This is a genomic window from Salipiger sp. PrR007 (assembly GCF_010499845.1).
GTDB classification, from domain to species: Bacteria; Pseudomonadota; Alphaproteobacteria; order Rhodobacterales; family Rhodobacteraceae; genus Salipiger; species Salipiger pacificus_A.
Genome location: NZ_JAAGOZ010000039.1, coordinates 113,076 through 138,401 on the forward strand (window position 1 = coordinate 113,076; position 25,326 = coordinate 138,401).

Annotated in this window: 23 protein-coding genes; 15 read left to right on the top strand and 8 right to left on the bottom strand. The window is 67.4% G+C overall.

Annotated features, from left to right (window positions below; genetic code table 11):
* Positions 1-31 precede the first annotated feature (31 nt).
* From G0Q01_RS17035 to G0Q01_RS17045, 3 genes are all read left to right on the top strand, one after another.
* A complete protein-coding gene (locus tag G0Q01_RS17035; protein ID WP_164195559.1) occupies positions 32-1,198 on the top strand; it encodes a M20 aminoacylase family protein in 1,167 nt (388 codons plus the stop codon).
* A gap of 4 nt (positions 1,199-1,202) precedes the next feature.
* Positions 1,203-2,162: an agmatinase gene (speB, locus tag G0Q01_RS17040; protein WP_164195557.1), complete on the top strand. Its 960-nt coding sequence runs from the start codon at positions 1,203-1,205 to the stop codon at positions 2,160-2,162.
* 137 nt (positions 2,163-2,299) lie between these two features.
* Positions 2,300-2,707, top strand: a complete 408-nt coding sequence (locus G0Q01_RS17045) for a DUF1499 domain-containing protein (protein WP_164195555.1) — start codon at positions 2,300-2,302, stop codon at positions 2,705-2,707.
* Positions 2,708-2,756: 49 nt separating this feature from the next.
* Here G0Q01_RS17045 and G0Q01_RS17050 read toward each other — a convergent pair whose 3' ends face one another.
* Entirely contained in the window at positions 2,757-3,446 is a 690-nt protein-coding gene (locus tag G0Q01_RS17050; protein WP_203595057.1) for a glutathione S-transferase family protein, read from the bottom strand.
* A 167-nt stretch (positions 3,447-3,613) separates the two neighbouring features.
* On the opposite strand from G0Q01_RS17050, the gene prfA reads away from it, so the two are divergent.
* The 6 genes from prfA to G0Q01_RS17080 all read left to right on the top strand — a co-directional run bounded on the left by prfA (position 3,614) and on the right by G0Q01_RS17080 (position 10,649).
* Positions 3,614-4,660, top strand: a complete 1,047-nt coding sequence (gene prfA, locus G0Q01_RS17055; RefSeq protein WP_164195552.1) for a peptide chain release factor 1 — start codon at positions 3,614-3,616, stop codon at positions 4,658-4,660.
* A complete protein-coding gene (gene prmC / locus G0Q01_RS17060) occupies positions 4,657-5,505 on the top strand; it encodes a peptide chain release factor N(5)-glutamine methyltransferase (protein WP_164195550.1) in 849 nt (282 codons plus the stop codon). The genes prfA and prmC overlap by 4 nt, the downstream gene beginning before the upstream one ends.
* A 227-nt stretch (positions 5,506-5,732) precedes the next feature.
* Positions 5,733-6,458 (top strand): DUF4167 domain-containing protein, encoded by a 726-nt coding sequence (locus tag G0Q01_RS17065; protein ID WP_164195548.1) that lies wholly within the window; start codon positions 5,733-5,735, stop codon positions 6,456-6,458.
* A gap of 303 nt (positions 6,459-6,761) precedes the next feature.
* Complete coding sequence (cysS, locus tag G0Q01_RS17070) at positions 6,762-8,258, top strand: cysteine--tRNA ligase (protein WP_164195546.1); 1,497 nt, start codon at positions 6,762-6,764, stop codon at positions 8,256-8,258.
* Complete coding sequence (gene cimA / locus G0Q01_RS17075; RefSeq protein ID WP_164195544.1) at positions 8,255-9,886, top strand: citramalate synthase; 1,632 nt, start codon at positions 8,255-8,257, stop codon at positions 9,884-9,886. Before cysS ends, cimA begins: the two co-directional genes overlap by 4 nt.
* Positions 9,873-10,649, top strand: a complete 777-nt coding sequence (locus G0Q01_RS17080) for a squalene/phytoene synthase family protein (protein ID WP_164195542.1) — start codon at positions 9,873-9,875, stop codon at positions 10,647-10,649. The genes cimA and G0Q01_RS17080 overlap by 14 nt, the downstream gene beginning before the upstream one ends.
* 48 nt (positions 10,650-10,697) lie before the next feature.
* Here the strand turns inward: G0Q01_RS17080 and G0Q01_RS17085 are convergent, their stop codons facing one another.
* Positions 10,698-11,912, bottom strand: a complete 1,215-nt coding sequence (locus G0Q01_RS17085) for an MFS transporter (RefSeq protein ID WP_164195540.1) — start codon at positions 11,910-11,912, stop codon at positions 10,698-10,700.
* 131 nt (positions 11,913-12,043) lie between these two features.
* On the opposite strand from G0Q01_RS17085, the gene G0Q01_RS17090 reads away from it, so the two are divergent.
* Together G0Q01_RS17090 and G0Q01_RS17095 are read left to right on the top strand one after the other, a co-directional pair.
* Positions 12,044-12,694: a DNA-3-methyladenine glycosylase gene (locus G0Q01_RS17090; protein ID WP_203595058.1), complete on the top strand. Its 651-nt coding sequence runs from the start codon at positions 12,044-12,046 to the stop codon at positions 12,692-12,694.
* Positions 12,691-13,356: an alpha/beta hydrolase gene (locus tag G0Q01_RS17095; RefSeq protein WP_164195538.1), complete on the top strand. Its 666-nt coding sequence runs from the start codon at positions 12,691-12,693 to the stop codon at positions 13,354-13,356. Before G0Q01_RS17090 ends, G0Q01_RS17095 begins: the two co-directional genes overlap by 4 nt.
* A 112-nt stretch (positions 13,357-13,468) precedes the next feature.
* Here G0Q01_RS17095 and G0Q01_RS17100 read toward each other — a convergent pair whose 3' ends face one another.
* Entirely contained in the window at positions 13,469-13,900 is a 432-nt protein-coding gene (locus tag G0Q01_RS17100; protein WP_108966229.1) for a VOC family protein, read from the bottom strand.
* Positions 13,901-14,090: 190 nt separating this feature from the next.
* Here G0Q01_RS17100 and G0Q01_RS17105 point away from each other — a divergent pair, with 190 nt between their 5' ends.
* Positions 14,091-14,675 carry an HNH endonuclease gene (locus G0Q01_RS17105; protein ID WP_108966227.1) on the top strand — a complete coding sequence of 195 codons (585 nt, stop codon included), beginning with the start codon at positions 14,091-14,093 and terminating at the stop codon, positions 14,673-14,675.
* 98 nt (positions 14,676-14,773) lie between these two features.
* Here the strand turns inward: G0Q01_RS17105 and G0Q01_RS17110 are convergent, their stop codons facing one another.
* From G0Q01_RS17110 to G0Q01_RS17120, 3 genes are all read right to left on the bottom strand, one after another.
* Positions 14,774-15,265: a polymer-forming cytoskeletal protein gene (locus G0Q01_RS17110; RefSeq protein WP_095882696.1), complete on the bottom strand. Its 492-nt coding sequence runs from the start codon at positions 15,263-15,265 to the stop codon at positions 14,774-14,776.
* Positions 15,255-16,568, bottom strand: coding sequence for a M23 family metallopeptidase (locus G0Q01_RS17115; RefSeq protein WP_108966221.1), 1,314 nt, complete (start codon positions 16,566-16,568; stop codon positions 15,255-15,257). The genes G0Q01_RS17110 and G0Q01_RS17115 overlap by 11 nt, the downstream gene beginning before the upstream one ends.
* Positions 16,569-16,848: 280 nt before the next feature.
* The gene (locus G0Q01_RS17120) at positions 16,849-17,301 is read right to left on the bottom strand and encodes a peroxiredoxin (RefSeq protein ID WP_108966219.1); all 453 of its coding nucleotides are present in this window, start codon (positions 17,299-17,301) and stop codon (positions 16,849-16,851) included.
* Between the two features lie 87 nt (positions 17,302-17,388).
* Between G0Q01_RS17120 and G0Q01_RS17125 the strand changes: the two genes are divergently transcribed.
* Together G0Q01_RS17125 and queA are read left to right on the top strand one after the other, a co-directional pair.
* On the top strand, positions 17,389-20,670 hold the full coding sequence (locus G0Q01_RS17125; RefSeq protein WP_370457249.1) for a DUF3971 domain-containing protein: 3,282 nt from the start codon (positions 17,389-17,391) through the stop codon (positions 20,668-20,670).
* A 20-nt stretch (positions 20,671-20,690) separates the two neighbouring features.
* A complete protein-coding gene (queA, locus tag G0Q01_RS17130; RefSeq protein ID WP_164195536.1) occupies positions 20,691-21,740 on the top strand; it encodes a tRNA preQ1(34) S-adenosylmethionine ribosyltransferase-isomerase QueA in 1,050 nt (349 codons plus the stop codon).
* Between the two features lie 9 nt (positions 21,741-21,749).
* Here queA and G0Q01_RS17135 read toward each other — a convergent pair whose 3' ends face one another.
* Together G0Q01_RS17135 and G0Q01_RS17140 are read right to left on the bottom strand one after the other, a co-directional pair.
* Positions 21,750-23,057 (bottom strand): pilus assembly protein TadG-related protein, encoded by a 1,308-nt coding sequence (locus G0Q01_RS17135; protein ID WP_164213675.1) that lies wholly within the window; start codon positions 23,055-23,057, stop codon positions 21,750-21,752.
* A complete protein-coding gene (locus G0Q01_RS17140) occupies positions 23,057-23,371 on the bottom strand; it encodes a hypothetical protein (protein ID WP_164213676.1) in 315 nt (104 codons plus the stop codon). Before G0Q01_RS17140 ends, G0Q01_RS17135 begins: the two co-directional genes overlap by 1 nt.
* Before the next feature lie 525 nt (positions 23,372-23,896).
* Here G0Q01_RS17140 and G0Q01_RS17145 point away from each other — a divergent pair.
* On the top strand, positions 23,897-25,198 hold the full coding sequence (locus tag G0Q01_RS17145) for an MFS transporter (protein ID WP_108966210.1): 1,302 nt from the start codon (positions 23,897-23,899) through the stop codon (positions 25,196-25,198).
* Positions 25,199-25,326 lie beyond the last annotated feature (128 nt).

Below are 25,326 nucleotides of genomic sequence, written 5' to 3' on the forward strand. Positions count from 1 at the left end.
GCGGGGGGCAAGACCCGAGGGAAGACCCCGAATGCCCGTTATCAATTCCATCGCCGCCGATGCCGAAACGCTGAAGGCGTGGCGCCGCCATCTGCACCAGCACCCCGAGTTGCAGTACGACTGTCACGAGACGGCGAAATTCGTCGTCGACAAGCTGCGGAGCTTTGGCATCACCGAGATTCACTCCGGCATTGCCCAATCCGGCGTCGTGGCGCTCATCGAGGGTCGCGGCGCGGGGCGCACCATTGCGCTGCGGGCCGACATGGACGCGCTGCCGATGGAGGATATGTCGGGCACCGAGCACGCCTCGAAGGTGCCGGGGGTTGCGCATACCTGCGGCCATGACGGTCACACGACCATGCTGCTCGCCGCCGCCAAGTACCTTGCCGAGACACGCAATTTCGCCGGCCGCGTCGCGCTCATCTTCCAGCCCGCCGAAGAAGGCGGGGCCGGGGCCAAGGCGATGATCGAGGCGGGCATCATGGACCGGTTCGACGTCTCCGAGGTCTATGGCATGCACAATGCGCCGGGCGACGCGCAGGGGCATTTCCTGACCACCGCCGGCCCTCTGCAGGCCTCGGCCGACGAGTTCCGCATCGACATCACCGGCAAGGGCGGTCACGGCGCCTCGCCGCAGGAGTGCATCGACCCGATCCCGGCGGGGGCGGCCATCGTGCAGGCCATGCAGACGATTGTCAGCCGCAACGTCAATGCGCTCGACCGCCTCGTGGTCTCGGTGACCGAGTTCCACGCCGGGACGACCTTCAACATCATCCCCGAGACCGCCTATCTGACCGGCACCGTGCGCTGCTTCTCGGCCGAGACCCGCGACCTCGCCGAGCGGCGGATCCGCGAGATCGTCGAGGCGCAGGCGCAGGTCTACGGCTGCACCGCCAAGCTGACCTATGACCGCGGCTACCCGGTGACAATCAACCACCCCGAGCAGGCGGCTTTTGCCGCGCAGGTGGCGCGCGAGGTGGTGGGCGAGGACAGGGTGACCGATGATTGCGACCCGATCATGCCTGCCGAGGATTTCTCCTACATGCTCGAGGCGCGCCCCGGCGCCTATCTCTTTCTCGGGCAAGGGGACACCTTCGGCTGCCACCATCCGAAATACGACTTCAACGACGAGATCGCGCCGATCGGCGCCAGCTTCTTCGCGCGTCTGATCGAGACCGCGCTGCCCCTGCAGGAGTGACTCCATGGCCCTTGAAGACGCGAAATCCCAGATCGACCACGCCTTCACCCGGCAGGAGCTGAAGGGTCCGAGTTTCGAAAACGTCTTCGGCGGCGCGGTCTCGTTCCTGCGCCGGCGCTACACCAAGGACCTGTCGGGCGCCGATATCGCGGTGACCGGCGTGCCCTTCGACCAGGCGGTGACCAACCGCACCGGCACGCGCTTCGGCCCGCGGGCTATCCGCGAGGCCTCGCTGCTGCAGCCCTGCGACGCGCCGTATGGCTGGGGCTACGATGTGCTGTCGGAATTCGCCATCGCCGACTATGGCGACCTGGCCTTCGACTACGCCAATGTACCTGCCTTCCCGGACACGCTCGAGGCGCATATCGCAGGTATCCTCGCCACCGAGACGGCGACGGTGACGCTGGGCGGCGACCATTCGATCACCCTGCCGATTCTCAAGGCCTATGCCGCCAAGTACGGGCCGATGTCGGTGATCCAGTTCGACGCCCATACCGACACCTGGGCCGATGATGATTTCAACCGGATCGACCACGGCACCTTCATGTACAAGGCGGTGAAGCTGGGGCTGGTGGATCCGGCGCGCTCGGTCCAGATCGGCATCCGGACCGACAATCCCGACACGCTCGGCTTCAACATCATCGACGCGCGCGAGCTGCACCGGATCGGCCCCGAGGCCGCGGCGGCCAAGGCGCGCGAGATCGTGCGCGGCCACCCGGTTTACCTGAGCTTCGACATCGACGCGCTCGATCCGGCCTTCGCGCCGGGGACGGGCACGCCGGTCTGGGGAGGGTTGTCGAGCCATCAGGCCGCGGTCTGCCTGCGCGAGCTGGCGGGCATCAATCTGGTAGGGGGCGATGTCGTCGAGGTCTCGCCGCCGTTCGACACCACCGGCGCGACCGCCATCGCGGGCGCGCATGTGGCAACGGAGCTGCTGTGCCTCTGGGGCTGGACCCGGCGCTGATCGCGGCGCCAGCACGAGCACGATCCCGCGAGCCAGGCGTGATGCGCTTTGAAAAGGCGCGGGAATCGTGAAATCAGGAGCCACCCGCCGCGCCGGGCGCCGCGGGTGGAGAGAGACGAAAGGATCGCGTGGTGCGGATGATATTCTGGGTTTTGCTTCTGCTGGTGGTCGCCGGGCTTGCCTGGATACGGCTGGCGCCTTCGGACCCCGCCGTCTGGAACGTCGACCCTCAGGTGAGCGCCGACCAGGATCTAGCCAGCGGCGTGCGCCGGCGCATCCCGGGCGGAGAGGAGACCTTTGAGGCGCTGCACCGGATCATCCTCGAGAGCCCGCGCACCGAGGTGCTGGCGGGCAGCCCCGGCGAGGGGCGGGTAACCTACATCTCGCGCTCGAAATGGATGGGCTTTCCCGATTACACCACCGTGCAGCAGGGCGAGGGGCAACTGGGGCTCTACGCCCGCCAACGGTTCGGCCAGTCGGACATGGGGGTGAACAAGGCCCGCGTCGACGCCTGGCTGTCGGAACTGGAGACGCGGCAGAACTGAAGGGTGCAAGGTCTTTTGTGGGCCTTGCACAACTCTTCCGAGGTTCGGATCACTCCGCCGCGTATCGCGGGGCGTTCTCCTCGAAGGCCCCCAGTTGTTCCGCCAGCGACTCGGCAAAGGCGGGGCGGGCGGTGCAGCGCGAGAGAAACTCGTCCAGTTTCGGGAATTGCGCGACGATCTGCGTATCCCGCAGCCCGCGCAGCACCGTCGCCATCACCAGGTCGGCCACGGTGAACTGGTCGCAGGCCAACCAGGGCCGCCCCTCCATCGTCGCCTGAAGCTGGCCCAGCCGACGCTCGATGGCCTTGCGGATCTCGCGCTCCATGGTGTCGGCGGCGGCCTTGTCCACCGCGAGCCGGGTCATCTGCTGGTACATGGTGATCGGCGGCTCGATCGTGTTCAGCGCTGCAAAGACCCAGCTCAGCGTGCGGTCGCGGCCGGGCGTGTCCGCGGGCAGCAGTGCGGTGCCGCCAGCCTCGGCGATACGCCAGAGGATGGCTCCGCTCTCGAACATGGGGGTCGTACCGGCGGTCAGCACCGGCACCTGGCCGAAGGGCTGGCGCGACAGATGCGCGGGCTCGCCCTGCGTGCCCATGGCGAGCAGCTCCACCTCGTAGGGCAGCGCGGCCTCCTTCAGCGCCCAGCGGACGCGCAGGTCGCGCACGAGCCCCTGGGCGAAAGGCGGAACCCAGTCGAAGGCGGTGACGGTGAGCGGGGTGTCTATCAATGTCTCGGTCATGGAAGCGGACCTTTCGGCGTGCCTGAGAGGCGAGGAAAAGGGTTGATATCAACTTTTACGTTGATATCAACATATGGCCCTCCCGTCAAACCGTCTCGCCGGAAGGGGCAGGCATCGGCGGCTGCCCGCTCTTGACCGCCGCGCGGCAATCGGGAAAGGAGGTCGGCATGATCCCCGCAGACCGCCTTCACCAGATCCGTGACCGTTTCGAATATGTCCAGGCCTGCATGGCCGAGGGCCGTGGCGACATCGCCGCGCTGGGACGGGAGTATTCAGAGCTCAAGCCGGTGGTCGACCAGATCGCCGAGTGGGAATCCCTGCAGGCGGACCTCGCCGAGGCCGAGGAGATGCTTGCCGATCCCGAGATGAAGGCGCTCGCCGAGGAAGAGTTGCCGCAGCTGCGCGCGCGGCTGCCCGAGGCAGAGCACGCCTTGCAGCTGGCACTGCTGCCGCGCGATGCCGCCGACGCCCGCCCGGCGATCCTCGAGATCCGCCCCGGCACCGGTGGCGACGAGGCGGCGCTTTTCGCCGGGGACCTTGCCCGCATGTACCAGCGCTACGTGGAAACCCGCGGCTGGCGCTGGGAGGTGATCGAGGAGCAGCTCTCCGAGCTTGGGGGCATCAAGGAGCTCGTGGTGCGCATCGAGGGCGAGAACGTCTTTGCCCGGCTGAAGTTCGAAAGCGGCGTGCACCGGGTGCAGCGCGTGCCCGAGACCGAGAGCGGCGGGCGCATCCACACCTCGGCGGCCACGGTGGCGGTGCTGCCCGAGGCCGAGGCCGTGGACATCGAGATCAACGCGAATGACATCCGCATCGACACGATGCGCAGCTCGGGCGCGGGTGGCCAGCACGTCAACACCACCGATTCCGCCGTGCGCATCACCCACATTCCGACCGGGCTGGTGGTGACCTCTTCGGAAAAGTCGCAGCACCGCAACCGCGAGATCGCGATGAACGTGCTGCGCGCCCGGCTCTACGACATGGAGCGGCAAAAGGCGGCCGACAGCCGCGCCTCGGACCGCAAGGCGCAGGTGGGCTCGGGCGACCGCTCGGAGCGCATCCGCACCTACAATTTCCCGCAGGGGCGGCTGACCGATCACCGCATCGGGCTGACACTCTACCGGCTCGACGCCATCCTCGGCGGCGATCTCGACGAGATCATCGACGCGCTGACCGCCGACGCGCAGGCGGCGCTTCTGGCGGAACTCGCATGACCACCGGCTCTGCACTGCTCGCCCGGGCCACGGCACGTCTCGTCGAGGCGGGCGTGGCCGATCCGGGCCGCGACGCGCGTCGCTTGATGGCGCATGTGCTGAAGGTGCCGCCGGGGCGGCTGACGCTCTTCCTGCCCGAGCCGATCTCGCCCGAGCATGCGGTGATCTTCGACGCGCTGATCGACCGCCGCGCGCAACGCGTGCCGGTCTCGCATCTCATCGGGCGGCGGCAGTTCTACGGCCGCGAGTTCCTTGTCACGCCAGAGGTGCTCGACCCGCGCCCCGAGACGGAAATCCTGATCGAGGCGGCGCTCTCGGACGCCTTCACCCGGGTGCTCGATCTGGGCACCGGGTCGGGCTGCATCCTGCTGACCCTGCTTGCCGAACGCGAGGGCGCCAATGGAATCGGCACCGATCTCAGCGAGAAGGCGCTCGAGGTGGCCTTCTGGAACCGCAACGCGCTGCAGCTCGAGCCGCGCGCGGCGCTGGCGCAGGGCGACTGGTGGGGGGCGCTGGGGCAGGCGCCCGAGCGCTTTGACCTGATCGTCTCGAACCCGCCCTATATCGCGCTGTCGGAGATGGCCGCTCTCTCTCCGGAGGTGCGCGAATACGAGCCGCGCCTGGCGCTGACCGACGAGGGCGACGGGCTTGCCGCCTATCGCGCCATCGCTGCCGGGGCAGCGCGGCACCTGCTTCCCGGCGGGCGGCTGCTGGTCGAGATCGGCCCGGCCCAAGGGGCGGATGTGGCGGCGCTCTTCTCCGCGGCGGGGCTGCGTGAGGTGGCGGTGATCGCCGATCTCGACGGCCGTGACAGGGTGGTGAGCGGACGTCTGGAAGCGCTTTGAGCCTAGGATTCGACCCGGTCTCGGGGAAATCGACAGATTTCGGACGATTTTTCTCTTGTCACGCGTGGCCACAAATGATTAGCAGGAGGGGTCGGAGCGGTGGATGCCTCACAGCGGTCCCGCTCGACGTTAACCCGACATTGGAGTGATCACGGTCAAGACCGCGCCCAAAAGGTGCAGCGCCGCGATCACAGGGACGGTCAGACACAAGGCTGATAGCAGACAAGATGCGATCCTCGAAATCCCGCTCGCGGTCGAAGAACAACCGCAACCGCAATACTCTTGGGAACGTCGTCAACCGCGTGTTCGACAGTTCGGGCCCGGAGGGCAAGGTGCGCGGTACGCCGCAGCAGATCATCGACAAGTATAACCAGCTTGCCCGCGATGCGGCGCTCAGCAATGACCGCGTCGCCACCGAAAACTTCCAGCAGCACGCCGAGCACTACATGCGCCTGCTCTCGGAGGCGCAGAAAGAGGCAGACCAGCGCCGCGAACAGCAGGAGCGTGAAAACCGCGAGCGCCAGGCGCAGCGCGACCGTGACCGCTCGGATCGCGACCAGACTCGCGGCGACACGCGCGGCGAGGGCGGGCATCAGGGCGGCAGCCACCAGCCTGACGTCGGCTTCGAGCAACAGCCGCAGCCCCGTCAGCCCGAGCCCGAAAAGGCCAGCGTGCCGGGCCTGGGTGATCAGCCCGACCTGATGGGCGCCGGCAGCGACGACGAGGAAGACAGCGGTCTGGTCGAGACGCCGGAAAGCCGCGCCGAGAGCAAGCCCAAGCCGCGCGCCCGCCGCAGCAAGAAAACCGAGGGCGGTGAGGCCCCGGCTGCCGCCGCCGCGGAGCCCGGCGCCGAGGCGCAGCCCGCCGAGAAGCCCAAGCGTCCGCGCAAGCCGCGCAAGAAACCCGAGCAACCCTCCAGCGATGGTGGCTCGGCGCCCGACGCGGCCGAATGACGCGGGGCAGATGACCTTGCTCAAAACTCGCAAAGGCCCCGCCGCGAGGACGGGGCCTTTTGCTTGCGCATGGCACCGGCAGGGCCTGCGGGGACATTTCTCCTCGGGCAGCAGCTCGCCGGGGGCAGGCTCGCCGCGCCGCTGGACGCACGCGAAGAGACGCGTTAGAAGCCTTGCATGACCCTGCGCATCACCACCCTGATTTGCTGCATTACCTGCTGATTTCTTCGGCGGGCCGGTCTTCTATTCCAATCGAGAGATGAAGTTGCTACTCCCGCCGCGACCGCCGCGAAGGAGCGCGCCATGACCATCTCGCTGACCAACACGAAGACTCGCCGCAAGGAGGTCTTCACGCCGATCGATCCTAGCAATGTCCGGATGTATGTCTGCGGGCCCACGGTCTACGACCGCGCGCACCTCGGCAACGCCCGCCCGGCCATCGTCTTCGACGTGCTGGCGCGGCTGCTGCGGCATGTCTACGGGCCCGATCACGTGACCTACGTGCGCAACTTCACCGACGTCGACGACAAGATCAACGCCACCGCGCAGGCGCGCAAGGCGGCGGGCGACCCGCGCAGCCTCGAGGAACTGATCGCCGAGCGCACCGAGGAAACCATCGGCTGGTACCTGCAGGACATGGGCGCGGTCGGGGTCGCCGAGCCCGACCACATGCCGCGCGCGACGCAGTTCATCCCCCAGATGATCGCGATGATCGAGGGGCTGATCCGGGACGGCCACGCCTACGAGGCCGAGGGCCACGTGCTCTTCGCGGTCGAGAGCTACAAGAATTACGGCGCGCTGTCGGGCCGTTCGGTCGATGACATGATCGCCGGGGCGCGGGTCGAGGTGGCCCCCTACAAGCGCAACCCGATGGATTTCGTGCTGTGGAAACCCTCGGCCGATGACCTGCCGGGCTGGGATTCGCCCTGGGGCCGGGGCCGTCCGGGCTGGCACATCGAGTGCTCAGCCATGGCCTATGATCTGCTGGGCGAGAGTTTCGACATCCATGGCGGCGGCAACGACCTGATGTTCCCGCACCACGAGAACGAGATCGCCCAGAGCTGCTGTGCGCATCCGCATGGCGACTTCGCCAAGGTCTGGCTGCACAACGAGATGCTGCAGGTCGAGGGCAAGAAGATGTCCAAGTCCTTGGGCAACTTCTTCACCGTGCGCGACCTGCTGGACGGGCATGATGGGCAGCCTGCGGTGCCGGGGGAGGTGATCCGCTTCGTCATGCTCTCGACCCATTACCGCAAGCCGATGGACTGGACCGCGAAGAAGCGCGAGGACGCAGAGAAGAACATCGCGGTATTGGCACAGGCGCTTCAGATCTCGCTAGATGTTAACGTCGCACCGACTGGGAAAATCGAAGATGTCCTCGAATGGGTGCGTACGTCGCTCGAAGATGACCTGAACACAAGTGGTGCACTTGCCGCACTGCAGAAGCAGGCCAAAACGTTAATTTCATTGGAGTCCGGAAAGATCGACGTGCATGGCGAGACCAAAGACGTCGGTGTGCGTGATATGGCAATATCCTACCTCACCGGACTTGAGCTTCTCGGTATGCTCGATCTCTTGGAGGCACGTCTGAGTTTGGCAGCTACTCCGGACCTTTCCGGCCTTGCCGATCACCTCGCCGGTGTCCGCGCCGCGGCCATGGAGACCAAGGATTTCTCGGAGGTCGACCGGCTCAAGACCGCGCTGATCGACGCGGGGGTCGAGGTGCGCATGTCGAAGGCAGGCGTCGAGCTTCTGCCGGGCGCGGGATTCGATGCCGCCAAGCTGGAGGGGCTGCTGTGAGCAAGGAGCGTCTTTACATCTACGACACCACGCTGCGCGACGGGCAGCAGACACAGGGCGTGCAATTTTCCACCGCCGAAAAGCACCGCATCGTCGCGGCGCTGGACGCGCTGGGGGTGGACTACATCGAGGGCGGCTGGCCGGGGGCCAACCCCACCGACAGCGCCTTTTTCGACGAGGTCGGCCAGACCCGCGCCACGGTGACCGCCTTTGGCATGACCAAGCGGGCCGGGCGCTCGGCGGCCAATGACGACGTGCTGGCAGCGGTGCTGAACGCCGGTACGCCCTCGGTCTGCCTCGTCGGCAAGACCCATGAGTTCCACGTCACCACCGCGCTCGGCATCACGCTGGAGGAGAACCTCGAGGCGATCTCGTCCTCGATCGCCCATTGCGTGTCGCAGCAGCGCGAGACGCTCTTCGACGCCGAGCACTTCTTCGATGGCTACAAGTCCAACCCCGGCTATGCGCTGGACTGCGTGAAGGCCGCGCTGGACAGCGGCGCGCGCTGGGTGGTGCTGTGCGACACCAACGGCGGCACGCTGCCCGAGGAGTTGGGCCGTATCGTGCGCGAGGTCATCGCGGCGGGCGTGCCCGGAGGCAAGCTCGGCATCCACACCCACAACGACACCGAGAACGCCGTGGCCTGCACGCTGGCGGCAATCGACGCGGGCGTGCGGCAGCTTCAAGGCACCTTGAACGGCCTCGGCGAGCGCTGCGGCAATGCCAACCTGACCACGCTCATTCCGACGCTGCTGCTGAAGGAGCCCTATGCGAGCGCCTACGAGACCGGGGTGAGCCTCGAGGCTGTCGAGGGCATCACCCAGGTGAGCCGCATGCTCGACGAGATCCTCAACCGCGTGCCGATGCGGCAGGCGGCCTATGTGGGCAGCTCGGCCTTTGCCCACAAGGCGGGGCTGCATGCGAGCGCGATCCTCAAGGACCCCAGCACCTATGAGCACATCGAGCCGGGCGTGGTGGGAAACCGCCGGGTCATCCCGATGTCGAACCAGGCCGGCCAGTCGAACCTGCGCCGCCGCCTCGCCGAGGCGGGGCTGGAGGTCGAGAAAGGCGATGCTGCGCTGGGGCGCATCCTCGAGCGGATCAAGGCCAAGGAGGCCGAGGGCTATACCTACGACACCGCGCAGGCGAGCTTCGAGCTTCTGGCGCGGGACGAGCTGGGGTGCCTGCCCGAGTTCTTCGAGGTCAAGCGCTACCGGGTGACCATCGAACGGCGCAAGAACAAGTATGACCAGATGGTCTCGCTCTCCGAGGCCGTGGTGGTGGTGAAAGTGGGCGGCGAGAAGAAGCTCTCCGTGTCGGACAGCCTCGACACCGACGGGCACGACCGCGGCCCGGTCAACGCGCTGTCGAAGGCGCTGGCCAAGGATCTCGGCCCTTACCAGTCGGTGATCGATGACATGCGGCTGGTGGACTTCAAGGTGCGCATCACGCAAGGCGGCACCGAGGCCGTGACCCGGGTGATCATCGACAGCGAAGACGGATCGGGCCGGCGCTGGCAGACCGTTGGCGTCAGCGCCAACATAGTGGATGCCTCCTTCGAGGCGCTTCTGGATGCCGTGCGCTGGAAGCTGATCCGCGACTGTGGGGTGGCGCGTGCAGCTCAGTGACGATCTGATCGCCTGTGCCGGGCTGATCGAACGCGGAGATCCCGACCGTTTTACCGCCGCCATGGCCGCGCCTCCCGAGGCGCGGCGCGTGCTCTTCCCGCTCTATGCCTTCAACCTCGAGGTCGCCCGCGCGCCCTGGGTGACGCAGGAGACGATGATCGCCGAGATGCGCCTTCAATGGTGGCGCGATGCCCTGGAAGAGATCGCGAAGGGCGGCGCGGTGCGGCGGCACGAGGTGGTGACGCCGCTGGCGCAGGTCCTTGACCGCGAGACGGCAGCCCGTCTCGATCCGCTGGTCGGCGCGCGGCGCTGGGACATTTACCGCGATCCCTTCGAGGACGAAGATCACCTGACGCGCTACCTCGAGGAGACCTCGGGGCTGCTGCTGCTCGCGGCAGGGCGGGCGCTTGGCGGTATTGATGAGCAGGTCGCGCTGGACGCGGGCTATGCCTTCGGCCTGGCCGCCTTCCTGCGCGCCGTGCCGGAGCTCGAAAGCAAGGGCCGGGTGCCGCTGCTCGATGGGCGACCCGAGGGCGTGGCGGCGCTGGCGCGCGGCGGGCTCGCGCGCCTGAAACGGGCGCGCAAGGGTTTTGCCGGGGTTCCGAAGGCATCGCGCCCGGCACTGCTTGCCGGATGGCAGGCGGGACCGCTGCTGGCGCTGGCGGCGAAAGAGCCGCAGCGGGTCGCCGAAGGGGCGCTCGAGCTGTCGGAGTTCTCGAGGCGCGCGCGACTGGTGAAGGCGGGCTTCACCGGGCGGGTCTAGGGCCGCGCGTTCCCGGCAGAGGGGGCACCTGCTTCGGTGGAACCTGCCTTACTCGGCGGGCTGTTCCACCGGCCGCAGCACCAGCCAGATCAGCGCGCCGCCCGCCAGCACGAGGAAGGGCGCCATTGCCATGACCACGGCGCTCCAGCCCTCCTGCGGCGTGCCACCCGAGCAGTTCATCAGCCCGCCCGAGGCGAGCGAGGCAAAGGTCACGCCGCCGAACACCAGCAGATCGTTCAGCCCTTGCATGCGGCCCCGTTCCTCGGCGGTATGCGCTCCGGCGAGCATCGTGGTCGCGCCGATGAAGCCGAAGTTCCAGCCGATGCCCAGCAGCACCAGAGCGAGGAAGAAATTCTCCAGCTCGACCCCGGCCATTGCCACCGCGCCAGCGCCGGCGAGGATAAACAGGCCAAGCCCCATCACCTTTTCCACGCCGAAACGGTTGATGATCTGTCCGGTGAAGAAGGACGGCGCGAACATCGCCAGCACGTGGGCGCTGACGACATTGGCGGCATCCGAGGTGTCATAGCCGCAGCCAACCACCGCCAGCGGGGTGGAGGTCATCACGAGGTTCATCAGCGCGTAGCTGACCATGCCGCAGATCACCGCCACCGCGATGCGCGGCGTTTTCAGGAGCTGCCAGCGGGTGCGGCCGTAAGGGCTGCCCTCGGCAGGGGCAGGGGGCCTCGGGATGTCGAGGAAGAGAAAGAGCAGCGCGCCCAGCAGGTTGATCGCGATCACCGTGGCATAGGTGCCGAAGAAGGGGATCACGTAGGCGTTCGCGGTCAGCTTCACCAGTTGCGGGCCGATGAGTGCCGAGAGCAGTCCTCCCGCCATCACGTAGGAGATCGCCTTGGCACGGAACTCGGGGCTGGCGGTGTCGGCGGCGGCAAAGCGGTAGAAGCCCTGCGCCGACATGTAGAGCCCGGTCAGCAGGCTGCCGAGGAGGAAGATCGGGAAGGATTGCAGGTAGAGCCCGGTCGCCCCGACGATGCCGCCCAGCGTGCCGCCCATGGTGCCGAGGAAGAACCCGGCGCGGCGACCGTAGCGCTGCATGAAGGCCGAGACCGGCGTCGCCGAGAGCATCGAGCCCAGCACGATCAGCGAGATCGGCAGGGTGGCGAAGCAGGGGTTCGGCGCCAGCGACTGCCCGGCGAGCCCGCCGATGGTGAAGATCATCGGCATCTGCGCACCCAGGAAGGCCTGTGCGAGAACCAGAACGGTGACGTTGCGCCGGGCGCGGGAAGCGGAAGATGCCTGCATAAGGTTATCGGTAGGGCGGGGCGCGGGCGAGCACAAGGGCCCGTAGACGCGGCTTGGCGTCGCTCCCCCGCCACGGTGGCCAGCGCGCCGCGTCTGCGCTAGGACAGGGGAACACGAAAGGCGAGGCGCAGATGGCAAAAGGTGAGACGGTGGCGGTCGGGCGGATCATTCATTCGGATGCCTGCGTGACCGAGGGCTGCGACTGGCTGGCGGCGGCCGAGCCGCGCTTTGCCCATGCGTTCGAGTTGACCGGCCCCTTGCCGCTGCGGCGGCGTGAGGACGGCTTTGGCCAGCTTCTGTCGGCCATCGTCAGCCAGCAGGTCAGCGTTGCCTCGGCGCGGGCGATCTGGGCGCGGCTCGAGGCCGCGGGGATGACCCGGCCCGAAGCGATCCTGAAGACCGATCTCGAGGGGCTGCGCGCGCTTGGCCTGTCGCGGCAGAAGGCGACCTACGCGCAGGCGCTGGCGGCCGAGGGCATCGACTTCGACGCGCTGCGCGAGGCGCCGACACCGGTGGTGGTCGAACGGCTGACGGCGGTGAAGGGGATCGGCGTCTGGACCGCCGAGATCTACGCCATGTTCTCGCTCGGCCATGCGGATGTCTTTGCGCCGGGCGATCTGGCGCTGCAGGAGGCGGCGCGGCTGCTCTTCGACCTCGACGAACGTCCCAAGGAAAAGGCGCTCAGGCAGATGGCCGAGGCCTGGTCGCCCTGGCGGGCGGTTGCGGCGCGCGCGCTCTGGGCCTACTACCATGTGCGCAAGCAAAGAGAAGGTATTGCATGACCCGCGTTCTCCAGGCCGGCCGCAAGGGCCCCGCATCGGGCGAGACCCATTCCTGCGTCGTCTTCCTGCATGGCTATGGTGCCAATGGCGCCGACCTGCTGGGCCTCGCTGACCCGCTGGCCGAGCACCTGCCCGACACGATGTTCGTGGCCCCCGACGCGCCCGAGGACTGCGCCGGCTCGCCCATGGGCTTCCAGTGGTTTCCGATCCCCTGGATCGACGGCTCCTCGGAAGAGGAATCCATGCAGGGCATGGCGCGGGCGGTCGACGATCTGAACGCCTTTCTCGATGCGCTGATGGTCGACGAGGACCTGCTGCCGGAGCAGGTCGCGCTTGTCGGCTTCTCGCAGGGTTCGATGATGTCGCTGCACGTGGCGCCGCGGCGCGAGGACGAGGTTGCGGGCGTGGTGGCCTTTTCGGGTCGGCTGATCTCGCCCGAGTCGTTGGCTGACGAGGTGGTGAGCCGCCCGCCGGTGCTGCTGCTGCATGGCGATCAGGACGAGGTGGTGCCGCCCGAGTCGCTGCCCGCCGCCGCCGAGGCGCTGCAGGGCGCAGGCTGGAAAGAGGTCTATGCCCACGTCATGAAGGGCACCGGCCACGGCATCGACCCCGAGGGTCTGGGCGTGGCGCTGGCCTTCCTGCGGGACAAATGCGGGTTCTAGGTCGCGCCTTGCGCGATCGGTGCGTGTAGCGGGCGCGCGCAGCGGACCTGCGGGCGCGCGAGCGATGGGAGGTCGGCGCGCGGCATGGCGCGCCGGCTTGCATCAGGCTCCGCTACGCCCAGAGCTTCGGCTCGGCCAGCTCCACCGAATTCCCCGCGGGATCGCGGACGTAGATCGAGCGCGCGCCGTTCGGCCAGATGAAATCGGCCTCGATCACCACCCCCGCCGCCTGCAGCCGCTTGCGCCAGCGCTCCATCGCCTCGCCCGGCATGGCAAGGCAGACGTGCCCCGGGCCGCGCGCGCCATGGCTGGGCACGGGCAGGGCGGGGTTGCGCGCCGGTTTCTCGGTCTCTTCGGGATTGAAGATCAGCAGCACACCGGTGCCGACCCGAAAGAACACGTGGCGGCTGTCGACACGGGAGATCTTCTCCAGGCCGATCACTCCTTGGTAAAAGGCCTCGGCGGCATCGAGATCGGGACAATAAAGCGCAGCTTCAAGCAGGAAGCCGGGCGCGGCGACGTCGGTCAGGGGGATATCACTCATCCGAGAACACTAGCCGATGGCGCGCCGTGGTGTCATGCTCATGTCATGAGCATGACCTATCCACAGGGGCATCAGGGCATATAGCGAGGCTTGCCAGAGCTTTTCCGCGATATATAGTAGTCTTGCAGCTGGGGCGGGTGGTCCCGCTCTGGTGCCCTAACGAGCAGACAGAGCGAGGGACGACTCACTCATGGACGGCGACTTCAGGACCCATTTCGTACGAGAGCCCTCGGCGCTCCGCCAACATCCGGCGCTGGTGCTGAACGCGGACTATCGCCCGCTCTCTTACTACCCGTTGTCGCTCTGGCCTTGGCAGGAAGCGGTGAAGGCGGCCTTCCTCGACAGGGTGGACATCATCGCCGAATACGACGAAGTGGTCCGAAGCCCCTCGATGGTGCTGAAGATACCCAGCGTCGTGGTCCTCAAAGATTACGTAAAACCGAGAAAGCGCGTGGCCTTCACGCGCTTTAATCTTTTTCTGAGGGACGAGTTCCGCTGCCAGTACTGCGGCAGCAAGGGCGACCTGACCTTCGACCACGTGGTGCCGCGCGCCTCGGGGGGGATCACCAGCTGGGAGAACGTGGTGGCAGCCTGCTCGCCGTGCAACCTGCGCAAGGGCTCGAAGAGCCTGCGCCGCGCCGGCATGTCGCTCTACCGCGCGCCGCGTCAGCCCACGGCAGGGGAGCTGCTCAACGTCGGCCGCAAGTTCCCGCCCAACCACCTGCACGACAGCTGGCTGGACTTCCTTTACTGGGACGCCGAGCTGGACGCCTGAGGCTGGGACCGCGGAAGGGGGCTGCGGAAGAAGACTGTGGAAAACGAAAACGCCGGGCGTGCGCCCGGCGTTCGCTGTTCTGAGATCAGCCGAAAGGCTCAGCCGGCGGTTGGTTCTGCCGCGGGGGGCGCTGCAACCTTGCCCTTGCCGGTCGAGAGCGGATCGTCGGCGCGCTGCACCGAGCCCTCGAAATGGGCGCCGGACTCGATGGCGATGGTCTTGTGGATGATGTCGCCCTCGACGCGGGCGGTGGCGGTCAGGCGCACCTTGAGGCCGCGCACGCGGCCGACGATGCGGCCGTTGATCACCACGTCATCGGCGACGATCTCGCCCTTGATCGTGGCGCTCTCGCCGACGGTCAGCAGGTGAGCGCGGATGTCGCCCTCGATGGTGCCTTCGACCTGGATGTCGCCGGTGGTCTTGATGTTGCCCGTGATGTGCAGATCGCTCGACAGGACCGAGGCCGGCGGCTTGGCTTTCGGTGCGGTCGGTTTGAACTCGGTCGACCGGGGCGCATCGGAAACAGCGGGTTTCGCCGCGGTATCCTCGGCCTTGGGCCCGGGTTCATTGATCTTGCTCTTAGAAAACATCGTTAGCAGCCTTGATGTAGATCATGGGATTGACGGGCTCCCCACCAACGCGGACCTCGTAGTGCAGGTGCGTGCCGGTCGACCGTCCTGTATTTCCCATAGCACCAACCTGCTGTCCGCGCGAGACCCTTTGGCCGACCTTCACGTTGATTTTGGACATGTGGGCATAGCGCGTCTCGATGCCGAATTCGTGCTGTACCTTCACCAGACGGCCGTAGCCCGACATCCAGCCCGCGTGGGTGACCACGCCGTCGGCGGTGGCGTAGATCGGTGTACCGTGCGGCGCGGCGAAATCGGTGCCCGCGTGCAGCCGGCCCCACCGGCGGCCAAAGCCCGAGGTGAAGCGGAACGGGTCTTTCAGAGGCACCGAAAAGGGCGCCTTCTCGGCGGCGATGCGGTAGAGGTTCAGCTTGTCCATCTCGCCGAGGATGCGGTTGGCGCGTTCGGCGTCGAGCGAGGGCGCCTGGCCGCGGGTGCTGAAGGTCAGCGGTGTGAGCGGGCCGCCGCGGCCGGAATAGCCCTTGCGGACCTGCTTGATCAGGCTGTCGGGGTTCATCCCGGCGGCCTTGAACATCTTGTCCAGCGGCTCGACCGAAATGGTCATCGCGTCCTCGAGCTGGCGGAAGATGATGTCGTTCTGCTCTTCGCGCAGGCGCAGCTCCGTGGCGATCTCGTCGGCGCGAACCAGCGCGTCCTGCGCGTCGGAGACCACCTGGTCGCGCTCCGCGGCGGTGCGGGCGAGCATGTCGGTCAGCAGGTCGAGCGTGCCGTCGCCTTCGCTGCTGGCGGCAGCCAGCGCAGTGCCGCCGTTGCTGAGCTGCTCTTCGAGCGCGGCAAGGCGGGCGCTGGCCTCTTCGCGCTGCTTCATCGTGGTGCCGAGGGTGGACTGGATGACGTCGATGCCGGTCTCGAGCTCGCGGCGGCGGGTCTCGCTGTCGAGAAGCTGGGACTGCATTTCGGAGACCTGTGCGAGGGCGGTGTTGAACCGGTCCTGGGCGGCCTTGGCCTCGGCGGCGCGGATGTCGCGCTCGCGGGAAAGTTCGTTGAGACGCTGCTGATAGGTCGTCTGGTCGCGGCGGGATTGCTCGCGGAAGTTGCCGGCGCTGATGCTGTCCATCAGCAGGATCGAGGTGGCGACGATCGTCCAGCCCACGGTGACGGCGATGCCGAGCGTCGCGATGGCCTGTGTGCCTGATCGGAGGCGGATGAACCGCGTGTCGGTGTCCGATCTGAGAAAGAGCCGACGTTCCGGAAAATAGCGCTCAAGAAGCGCGTGCCATTTTATCGCGAGCCGCGTGCGCACGTGTCTGTCCCTCGTTCCGTCCCAATTCGGGCCCGGGTCCCCTAATCCCCAAACCTGCAAAGGGACTAACAGACGCCCCCGAAATCGCAACAATTTTGGGCTTGCGATTCGTCGTGGAAGGCGGATGGGCGCGCACGCGGCGAAAACTCGCCGATCTCAGGTACTTCTTTAGGATAGGTTTTGCCCGGATTTGTGCCGATTTTTTGTGCACGGGATGACCTTGCGGCAAGAGGGCCACCGCAAGGCAGCCCCTCTGCGCGGGAGCGGGCGACCGCGCCCTTCAGAGCTCCTTGGCGGCGTCCAGGACCTCGTCGGCGTGACCAGGCACCTTCACCTTGCGCCATTCGCGCGCGATGCGGCCCTCGCCGTCGATCAGGAAGGTGCTGCGCTCGATCCCCATGAAGGTCTTGCCGTACATCTTCTTTTCCTTCCACACGCCGAAGGCGGCGCAGGTCTGCGCCGTCTCGTCGGACAGCAGCGGCACGGTCAGGGCCTTCTTGCGCATGAACTTCTCATGGCTTTCCAGCGAGTCTGCGGAGATACCGAAGACCTTCACGCCAAGCGCCTCGAAGTCGGGCAGCAGGCGGGTGAAGTCCTGGTTTTCGACGGTGCAGCCCGAGGTGTCGTCGCGCGGGTAGAAAAAGAGCACCACCTTCGCGGGGCGCAGCGCGGACAGGGTGATCTCTCCGCCGCCGCTCACGGGGAGGGTGAAATCAGGGGCCAAGTCGGTCATCGTGCATCTCCTTTGGGCGGTTCGCTTTGCCGGGTTCTTGGGCTAGAACCCGGAATAGGACAATAGCCAGATGAGAGCGCGCTGCCAGTGACAGACGGCCCCCACCGCAAGAAACCACGCTCGAGACGCCGCCGCGTCGTGCTCTGGGGGTGCGGCTGCGGACTGGGGGCGGCGGTTCTCGTGGTGCTGCTTCTGGGTGGCGGGCTTTGGTACGCGATGGGTCGCTCGGTCTCGGCGCCGGAGTGGCTGCGCGGGGCGATCGAGACGCGTCTGGCCGAGGCGCTGCCCGGCACCGAGGTGGATTTCGGTGACCTGCGCATGCGCCTGCAGCCCGACTGGCTGGCCCGCATCGCGCTCACCGATGTCGAGCTGCGGGGCACCGACGGCACGAGTCTGGCGACCTTCGGACTGATCGAGGCGGGGCTGGCGCCGACCAAGCTGCTGCGCGGCGAGTACGAGCTGCGGGTGGCGCGGGTGTCGGGTGTGCAGCTGACCGCGCGCCGCGACGCCGAGGGACGGCTGACCATGGGCTTCGACGAGCTGTTCGGCGCAGGGGCAGCCGCGCCGGACCTGCCGACGATCATGGCGCAGATCGACAGGCTGGCCGACGACCCTCGGCTCTCTGGCCTGCGGTCGGTCGAAGCGGATGCGATCACGCTGCGCTACGAAGATGCCCGCGCGGACCGCGCCTGGACCGCCGACGGCGGACGGATCGGGGTGCGCCGCGACGGCGCGGCGCTGGTGCTGTCGGGCGATGTGGCGCTGCTCGGGCGCGGGGACGTGCCGGCGACGCTGGCCTTCAACGCCGAAAGCCCCATCGGCAGCGGCAGCGCCAGCTTCGGCGTGACGCTGAACAGCCTCGATGCGCAGGACATCGCCGCCCAGGCACCGGCGCTCGCCTGGCTCAACGGGTTGCGCGCGCCGATCTCGGGTTCGCTGCGCGGCTCGCTGACCGAGGCGAGCGACCTTGGCGATATGTCCGCCACGCTGCAGATCGGCGCCGGCGTGCTGCAGCCGCGGGCGGACACGCAGCCGATCCCCTTCGAGGAGGCACGCACCTACTTCTCCTTCGACCCTGCGACGGCGACGCTGGCCTTTGACGAGATCTCGGTGAAGAGCGCGATCGGCACCATGGTCTCGGACGGGCGGGCGGTGCTCGAGGGGCTCTCGCAGGGGATGCCCGATGCGATGGTCGGGCAGTTCCGTTTCACCCGGCTCGAGGCCGATCCCGAGGGGTTCTTCGAGGATAAGCTGGAGCTCGCGGGGGCCGAGACCGACTGGCGGCTCAGCTTCAATCCCTTCCGTTTCGAGCTCGGTCGGCTGCGGGTCACCGACCCGGCGCTGCCGCTGCGGGCCAGCGGCACGCTGTCGGCGGAAGAGGGCGGCTGGCGCATGGCACTCGACGCGGAACTCGACAGCCTGACCCCCGAGACGCTGTTGGCCTACTGGCCACCTTCCGCCGGGGAAAAGGCGCGCGACTGGGTCGAAAAGAACATCTACGCGGGCAGCTTCCACGATGTGACCGCGGCGCTGCGTCTTGCGCCGGGCGGTCGGCTCGTTCCGTACCTGCAGAGCGATTTCACCGGCGTCGAGCTGACCTATTCGCGCACCCTGCCGCGGCTCTACGAGGGGGTGGGGCAGCTCACTTTCCTGCGAGACCGGCTGACGGTGGCCCTGGACAGCGGTGAGGTGCGTCCGCGACAGGGCGGGGTGCTGGAGGGCAGGGGATCGAGTTTCGTGATCCCCGACCTGACCGAACGGCCGATGATGGGCGAGGTTAACGTGCATGCCACCGGAGGCCTTGAGGCCGCGCTTTCCTATCTTGATGAGAAACCGCTCGAGGTGATGACCAAGGCCAAGAAACCCGTGGCGCTCGGCACCGGCGAAGTCGCGGCGAACGTGCGCATCGTCACCCCGCTCAAGCGCGGCGTGAAGCGCGAGGAGATGACGGTGATCGCCGACGGCACCGTCACCGGGGTGCAAAGCGCCGAGCTGGTGCCCGGCAAGGTGCTGAGCGCCGACGAGCTCTATGTTGCCGTGGATGACACCGGGGTGAGTGTCAGCGGCAAGGGGGATCTGTCCGGCGCGCCCTTCGACGGCAGCTGGACACAGTCCTTCACCCCGGGCACGCCGGGCAAGGTCGAAGGAGAGGTGGTGCTCTCCGAGGCGGTCTCGCAGGCGCTGGGGCTCGGCTTGCCCAAGGGCACCTTCTCGGGCCAGGGGCGCGGGAAGATCGACATCACCCTTGCGCATGGCCAGCCGCCGCGGCTGGTGCTGACCTCGGACATGGCGGGGCTTGGCGTGTCAGTGCCGCAACTTGGCTGGCGGCTGTCGCAGGCGGGCACGGGATCGCTCGAGCTCGAGGCGACGTTGGGCACGCCCGTCTCGGTCGACAAGCTGGCCCTCAAGGCCCCGGGTCTGACGGCGCAGGGGACAGTGGCAATCAACGCGGATGGCACGCTGCGGCGCCTGTCGTTGCCGGTGCTGCGCGCGGGCGGCTGGCTCGACGGGGCTGCGGTGCTCACCGGGCGCGGGCGCAACGCCGCTCCGGCGATGCGGATCACCGGCACTGCGCTCGACATGCGCGGCGCGCCGCTTGGCGGGGCCGGGGGCAGTGGCCGCGGCGGCGGCCCGGTCGAGGTCGCGGTGAACCGTCTCCAGGTCACCGACAAGATCGCCATCGACAATTTCCAGGGCAAGTTCAGCACGGCGCGCGGCATCAACGGCAGCTTCACCGGCGCGGTCGGCGGCCGCGCCCCGATCCAGGGCGACGTGGTGCCGCAGAACGGCGGCACGGCGATCCGCATCCGCGCGCGAGACGCCGGCGACGTGCTGAAGGGCGCGGGCGTCATGCAGAACATCGAGGACGGCACTTTCGATCTGACCCTCGTGCCGGTGCAGGGCCGCAGCGGCGAATACGATGGCGCGCTGAAGATCGAGGGCACCCGGATGCAGAAGAACCCCGCCGTGGTGCAGCTGCTCGACGGGATCAGCGTGGTCGGCATCATTGACCAGCTCAACGGGCCGGGCATCTTCTTTTCCGAGGTCGAGGCCCGGTTCCGCATGACGCCGCAGCAGATCACCCTGACCCGTTCCAGCGCCACGGGCCCCTCGATGGGCATCTCGATGGACGGATATGCGAACCTCGCCACCGGGATGATGGACATGCAGGGGGTGCTCTCGCCGATCTACGTGATCAACGGCATCGGTCAGCTCTTCTCGCGCAAGGGGGAGGGATTGATCGGGTTCAACTTCAACCTGCGCGGGCCGGTGGCCGATCCGGCGGTCAGCGTGAACCCGCTTTCGGTCTTCACTCCCGGCATGTTCCGTGACATTTTCCGGCGCCCGCCCCCGCAGGTGAGTCAATAGCGCCAGAGACCCCGAGACCCATGCAGCTTTCCGATTTCGACTTCCCTCTGCCCGAGGACCTCATCGCCACGCGCCCGGCGCATCCGCGCTCCTCGGCGCGGCTGCTGGTGGCCGAGGGCGAGAGCATCACCGACGCCATCGTGCGCGACCTCACCGACTGGTTGCGCCCTGGCGACCGGCTGGTTCTGAACGACACCAAGGTGATCCCGGCGCGGCTCTCGGGGCTGCGGCACCGCTCGGGCGCGCAGGGCGAGACCGAGGCCCGGATCGAGATCACCCTGCTCGAGCCGCGGGCGGACGGGCTCTGGGCGGCGCTGGTCAAGCCGCTGAAGAAGCTGCGCGAGGGCGAGACGGTGGTGCTGTCAGAGCGACTTTCGGCGACGCTCGAGGCGCGCGAGGAAGGGCAGGGGCTGTTCCGCTTCAACCTGAGCGGCGAGGATTTCGACGCCGCGCTCGCCGAGGCCGGGGCAATGCCGTTGCCGCCCTATATCGCCGCCAAGCGCGCCGCGGACGAGCAGGACAAGGAAGACTACCAGACCGTCTGGGCGCGCGCCTCGGGCGCGGTCGCCGCCCCGACGGCATCGCTGCACTTCGACGTGCCGCTGCTGGCGGCGCTGAAGGAGAGGGGTGTGGAGTTCACCCATGTGACGCTGCACGTGGGCGCGGGCACCTTCCTGCCGGTGAAGGTCGATGACGTGACCACCCACAAGATGCACGGCGAATGGGGCGAGGTTACCAACGTCGCCGCCGCCGAGATCGCCGCGACCAAGGCGGCGGGCGGGCGCGTCATTCCCGTCGGCACCACGGCGCTGCGGCTGATCGAGACCGCGGCGCGCGCCACGGGGGCGATCGCACCCTGGCGCGGCGTGACGGATATCTTCATCTACCCCGGCTTTGACTTCCACGTCGCCGACGCGCTGATGACCAACTTCCATCTGCCGAAGTCGACGCTGATGATGCTGGTCGCCGCCTTCATGGGCAAGGCGCGGATGGACCGGGTCTATGCCCACGCGCTGGCCGAGCGGTACCGGTTTTTCTCCTACGGCGACGCCTCGCTGCTGATCCCCTGAGGTCCGGCCTCAGCGCAGGGTGACCGTATCGCCGTTCAGCAGGGTCGTGGCGTTGAGGCAGATGGGCAGCAGCTGCAGATCCGTGGTGATTTCGGAAATGTCGCGCACCAGCGGGTTCACCACGCCGCCGAGGAAGCCGAGCGTGTCGCGCAGCACCCCGCCGGTCTCCTCCACCGTCTGGTCGAGATACTGGCCCAGCGGCGAGTCCGTCGAGACCAATGCGGGAATGCCCGCCACCGCATCGAGATCGGCAAAGAGCAGCACCTTCACCCCGTCGCCGGGTGCGCAGGCTGGCGAGCCGGTGAGGACCCTATCGGGCTGCAGCCGAAGTTCGTCGAGATCGCGCACCAGCGACAGCAGGTTCGTGACCACAAGGCTGGCGCGCAGCGAGACCTCGCCCTCGAAACGGATCGGGCATTCGGAGAAGATCGCCGCGTTCTCCACCACGAAGCCATCCCCCAGCCGCAGCACTTCGCCGGCCTCGCAGTCGATGTAGACGCTGCCGTCGCTGATCACCTCGACGTTATCGAGATCTCGGATGTTGATGTTCTGCGTCGCGGTGCGCGCAACCTCCTCGAGGTCGTGCCGGCTGAGCGTCTCGAGGCCGAAGAGATCGAGACCGAAGAGATCGAGACCGGGCAATTCGATCCCCCCGGAAATCAGCTTGCCGATCAGCCTGTCGGTTTCCTCGGTGCGCCAGAGCGGTGCTTCGCCGTAACCCACTCCCGCATTGGCCATGAGGCAGATGCCGATATAAACATCGAGTGCCGAGATATCGGCCCGCGCCTGCAGCGAGAGCAATGGGTCCGGGCAATCAAGCGCCCCCCGGGTGCGGAACTGCGCGACGGCCTGTCCCCGGATATTCCAGGGGTCATAGCCGAAAAGGCCGACGAAATGCAGGGGCTCGGGATTGCCGTGGACCCGATCGCGGTTGAGCGTGACGCGCACCGCGTCGGTCGGTGTCTGGTTGGCAATGAAAACGCCGCTCTCGGGATCGCGCCGGCCAATCTCGAAGCTGCCGTCATGCCAGGCGTCCCCGAGCTTGGCCGTGCGCAACCCGTCGTCGGCGATCCGTTCGGCAACCCCGCGCGGCGTTTCGAGCGCGATCGGCTCCGAGGCGCGGATGGCGGCGCTCAGCGCCGCGGCCTCCGCGGTCGACTGCAGGATCTCGCGCACCCGCCAGGCATTTGCGGAATCCACCGCCGCGCCGCCTGCGAGCACGCCGACAACCACCAGGAACAGCGCGTAGACGGTGCCCGCGCCATCCTCTTCTCTCCAGAGCCCGGCGGCGCGCGCCTTCGCGAGGCGGCCGGGCATCAGTTCGGCTCCCGCAGCATGGAAACCGAAGCGTTGAGGTCCCCGACGAGGTAGCGTCCCATGACAGGGGTCAGCGAGGCCTCGGGGCCGGCAAGGGCAACCCGCGCGTCGACCTCGTCGGGGCCGGTCTTGACCGAGATCCGATAGGGCGCATTGCGAAACAGCAGCCGGTCCCTGAGGTAATCGTCGGCGCGATCGGGCAGCACCCGGTGCAGGGATACGGCGCGTGCGGTTTCGCGTGCGGCGTTCCACATGCTCGCGTTCAGGACCATCATGAAGGCAAAGTCCAAAACAAGCGCGAGCATGAAAATCATCGCGGGCGCCTAGATTGCGACCTCGACCGTGAGCGACCCCTCGTCGTCGCGGACGAACTTCCTTGCGCCAATGTGTTTCCAGGGAAATCGAAAAATCATACCGGTTCTGGCAATACCCGTCGTGCGCGTCGTCATGGCGAGCGCCCCCTTTTACTGGTTCCTCCTCGGGCGGGGAAACTCGACCCGCCACACGTCTATTTTCGACGGAATCTTGCCGATATTGCGGCAACTCTTGCGGGCTGAGTCATCCAATGCGTATTTGAAGTGCGTTTTGGGAATGGCGTTGCGTTAAATTGTTGCAAAACAAATAGTTTATTTTCGCTCTGGGAATTGAAACAGTCCGTTTCCGTTCGCCTTTCAGGGCACGTTCCGCTCAGGTCGCCACCTCGCCACCGGATGCTACATGCCCAAAATACGGGCAATTCGCGAAGCCTCTTGCGCATGGGCCGCGTGACAGGCAGGGCAGGGAGAAAGGCAGAATCGGCGCCAGGGCGTGGCGCTAGATTGGGACAAAGGGTCTGACCGATGACTGAGGTTCTGAAACACTCCTGGGCGCTGCTGCTCGGGGTCATGCTGCTGATGGTGGGCAACGGCCTGCAGGGCTCGCTGCTTGGCGTGCGCGGCGGTGGCGCCGGCTTCTCGGCCTTTGCCATGTCCGTGGTCATGGCGGGGTACTTCGCCGGCTTCCTGCTGGCGTCGCGGGTCACCCCGGGGATGATCCGCCGGGTCGGCCACGTGCGGGTCTTCGCCGCGCTTGGCTCGTTCATCTCGGCGGTCCTGATCCTTTACCCGGCCTTCCCGCATCCCATCGTCTGGACCATCGAGCGCATGATCATCGGCTTTTGCTACTGCGGCGTCTACGTGACCGCCGAGAGCTGGCTCAACAACGCCTCGTCGAACGAGAACCGCGGCCAGGCGCTGTCGGCCTACATGATCGTGCAGATGGTCGGCATCATCGCCGCGCAGATGCTTCTGCTGGTGCCCGACCCCTCGGGCTTCCTGCTCTTCGTGATCCCTTCGGTGCTGGTCTCCATCGCCTTCGCCCCGATCCTGCTGTCGATCTCGCCGACTCCGGCCTTCGACACCACCCGCCCGATGAGCCTGCGCGAGCTCTACACCGTCTCGCCGCTCGGCATGGTCGGCATGTTCCTGCTTGGCGGGGTCTTCGCCTCGCAGTTCGGCATGGCGGCGGTCTACGGCTCCGAGGCGGGTCTGACGCTGGCGCAGATCTCGACCTTCGTCGCCGCCTTCTACGTGGGTGCGCTGGTCACCCAGTATCCGCTTGGCTGGCTGTCGGACCGGATGGACCGACGCGTCCTTGTGGTGATCGTGGCGCTGGTCGGGGGGCTCGCCGCGGCGGCGGCGGTTTCGCTGTCGGGTCACTTCACCGTGCTGCTCGGCGCGGCCTTCCTGATCGGCGGCGCGTCCAACCCACTTTATTCGATCCTCATCGCCCACACCAACGACTACCTCGGCACCGACCGCATGGCGGCGGGCTCGGCGGGGCTGCTGTTCATCAACGGACTCGGCGCCATCGCCGGCCCGCTGATCTCGGGCTACGCGATGGAGACCATGGGGCCGGGCGGCTTCTTCGTGCTGATCGCGGCGCTGATGCTGGGGCTCACCGCCTATGCCGGCTGGCGCATGACCCGGCGCCCGGCGCCGGAGTCGGATGACGCCGCAAGCGTTACAGCCGTGGGCCCGGTGTCCTCGCCCGTCGCGGTCGAACTGGCGCAGGAAGTGGCCATCGAGGCGCAGGAGGCAGCCGAGGCGGAAGCCGAGGAGGCCGCGCGTCTCGAGGCCAGCGGCGCGCCGACCTCCCGCTGAGTGCCCATTTTCTGAGCGTTGCATCAAGGAACCAGCGAATGTCGCAATTGACAGAATTTGTGACTTCGCCTTGCGGCAAGGGCGCGTGTAACCTTTTAGTGACAGCGGAGCGGCACGTAAGGATGGAA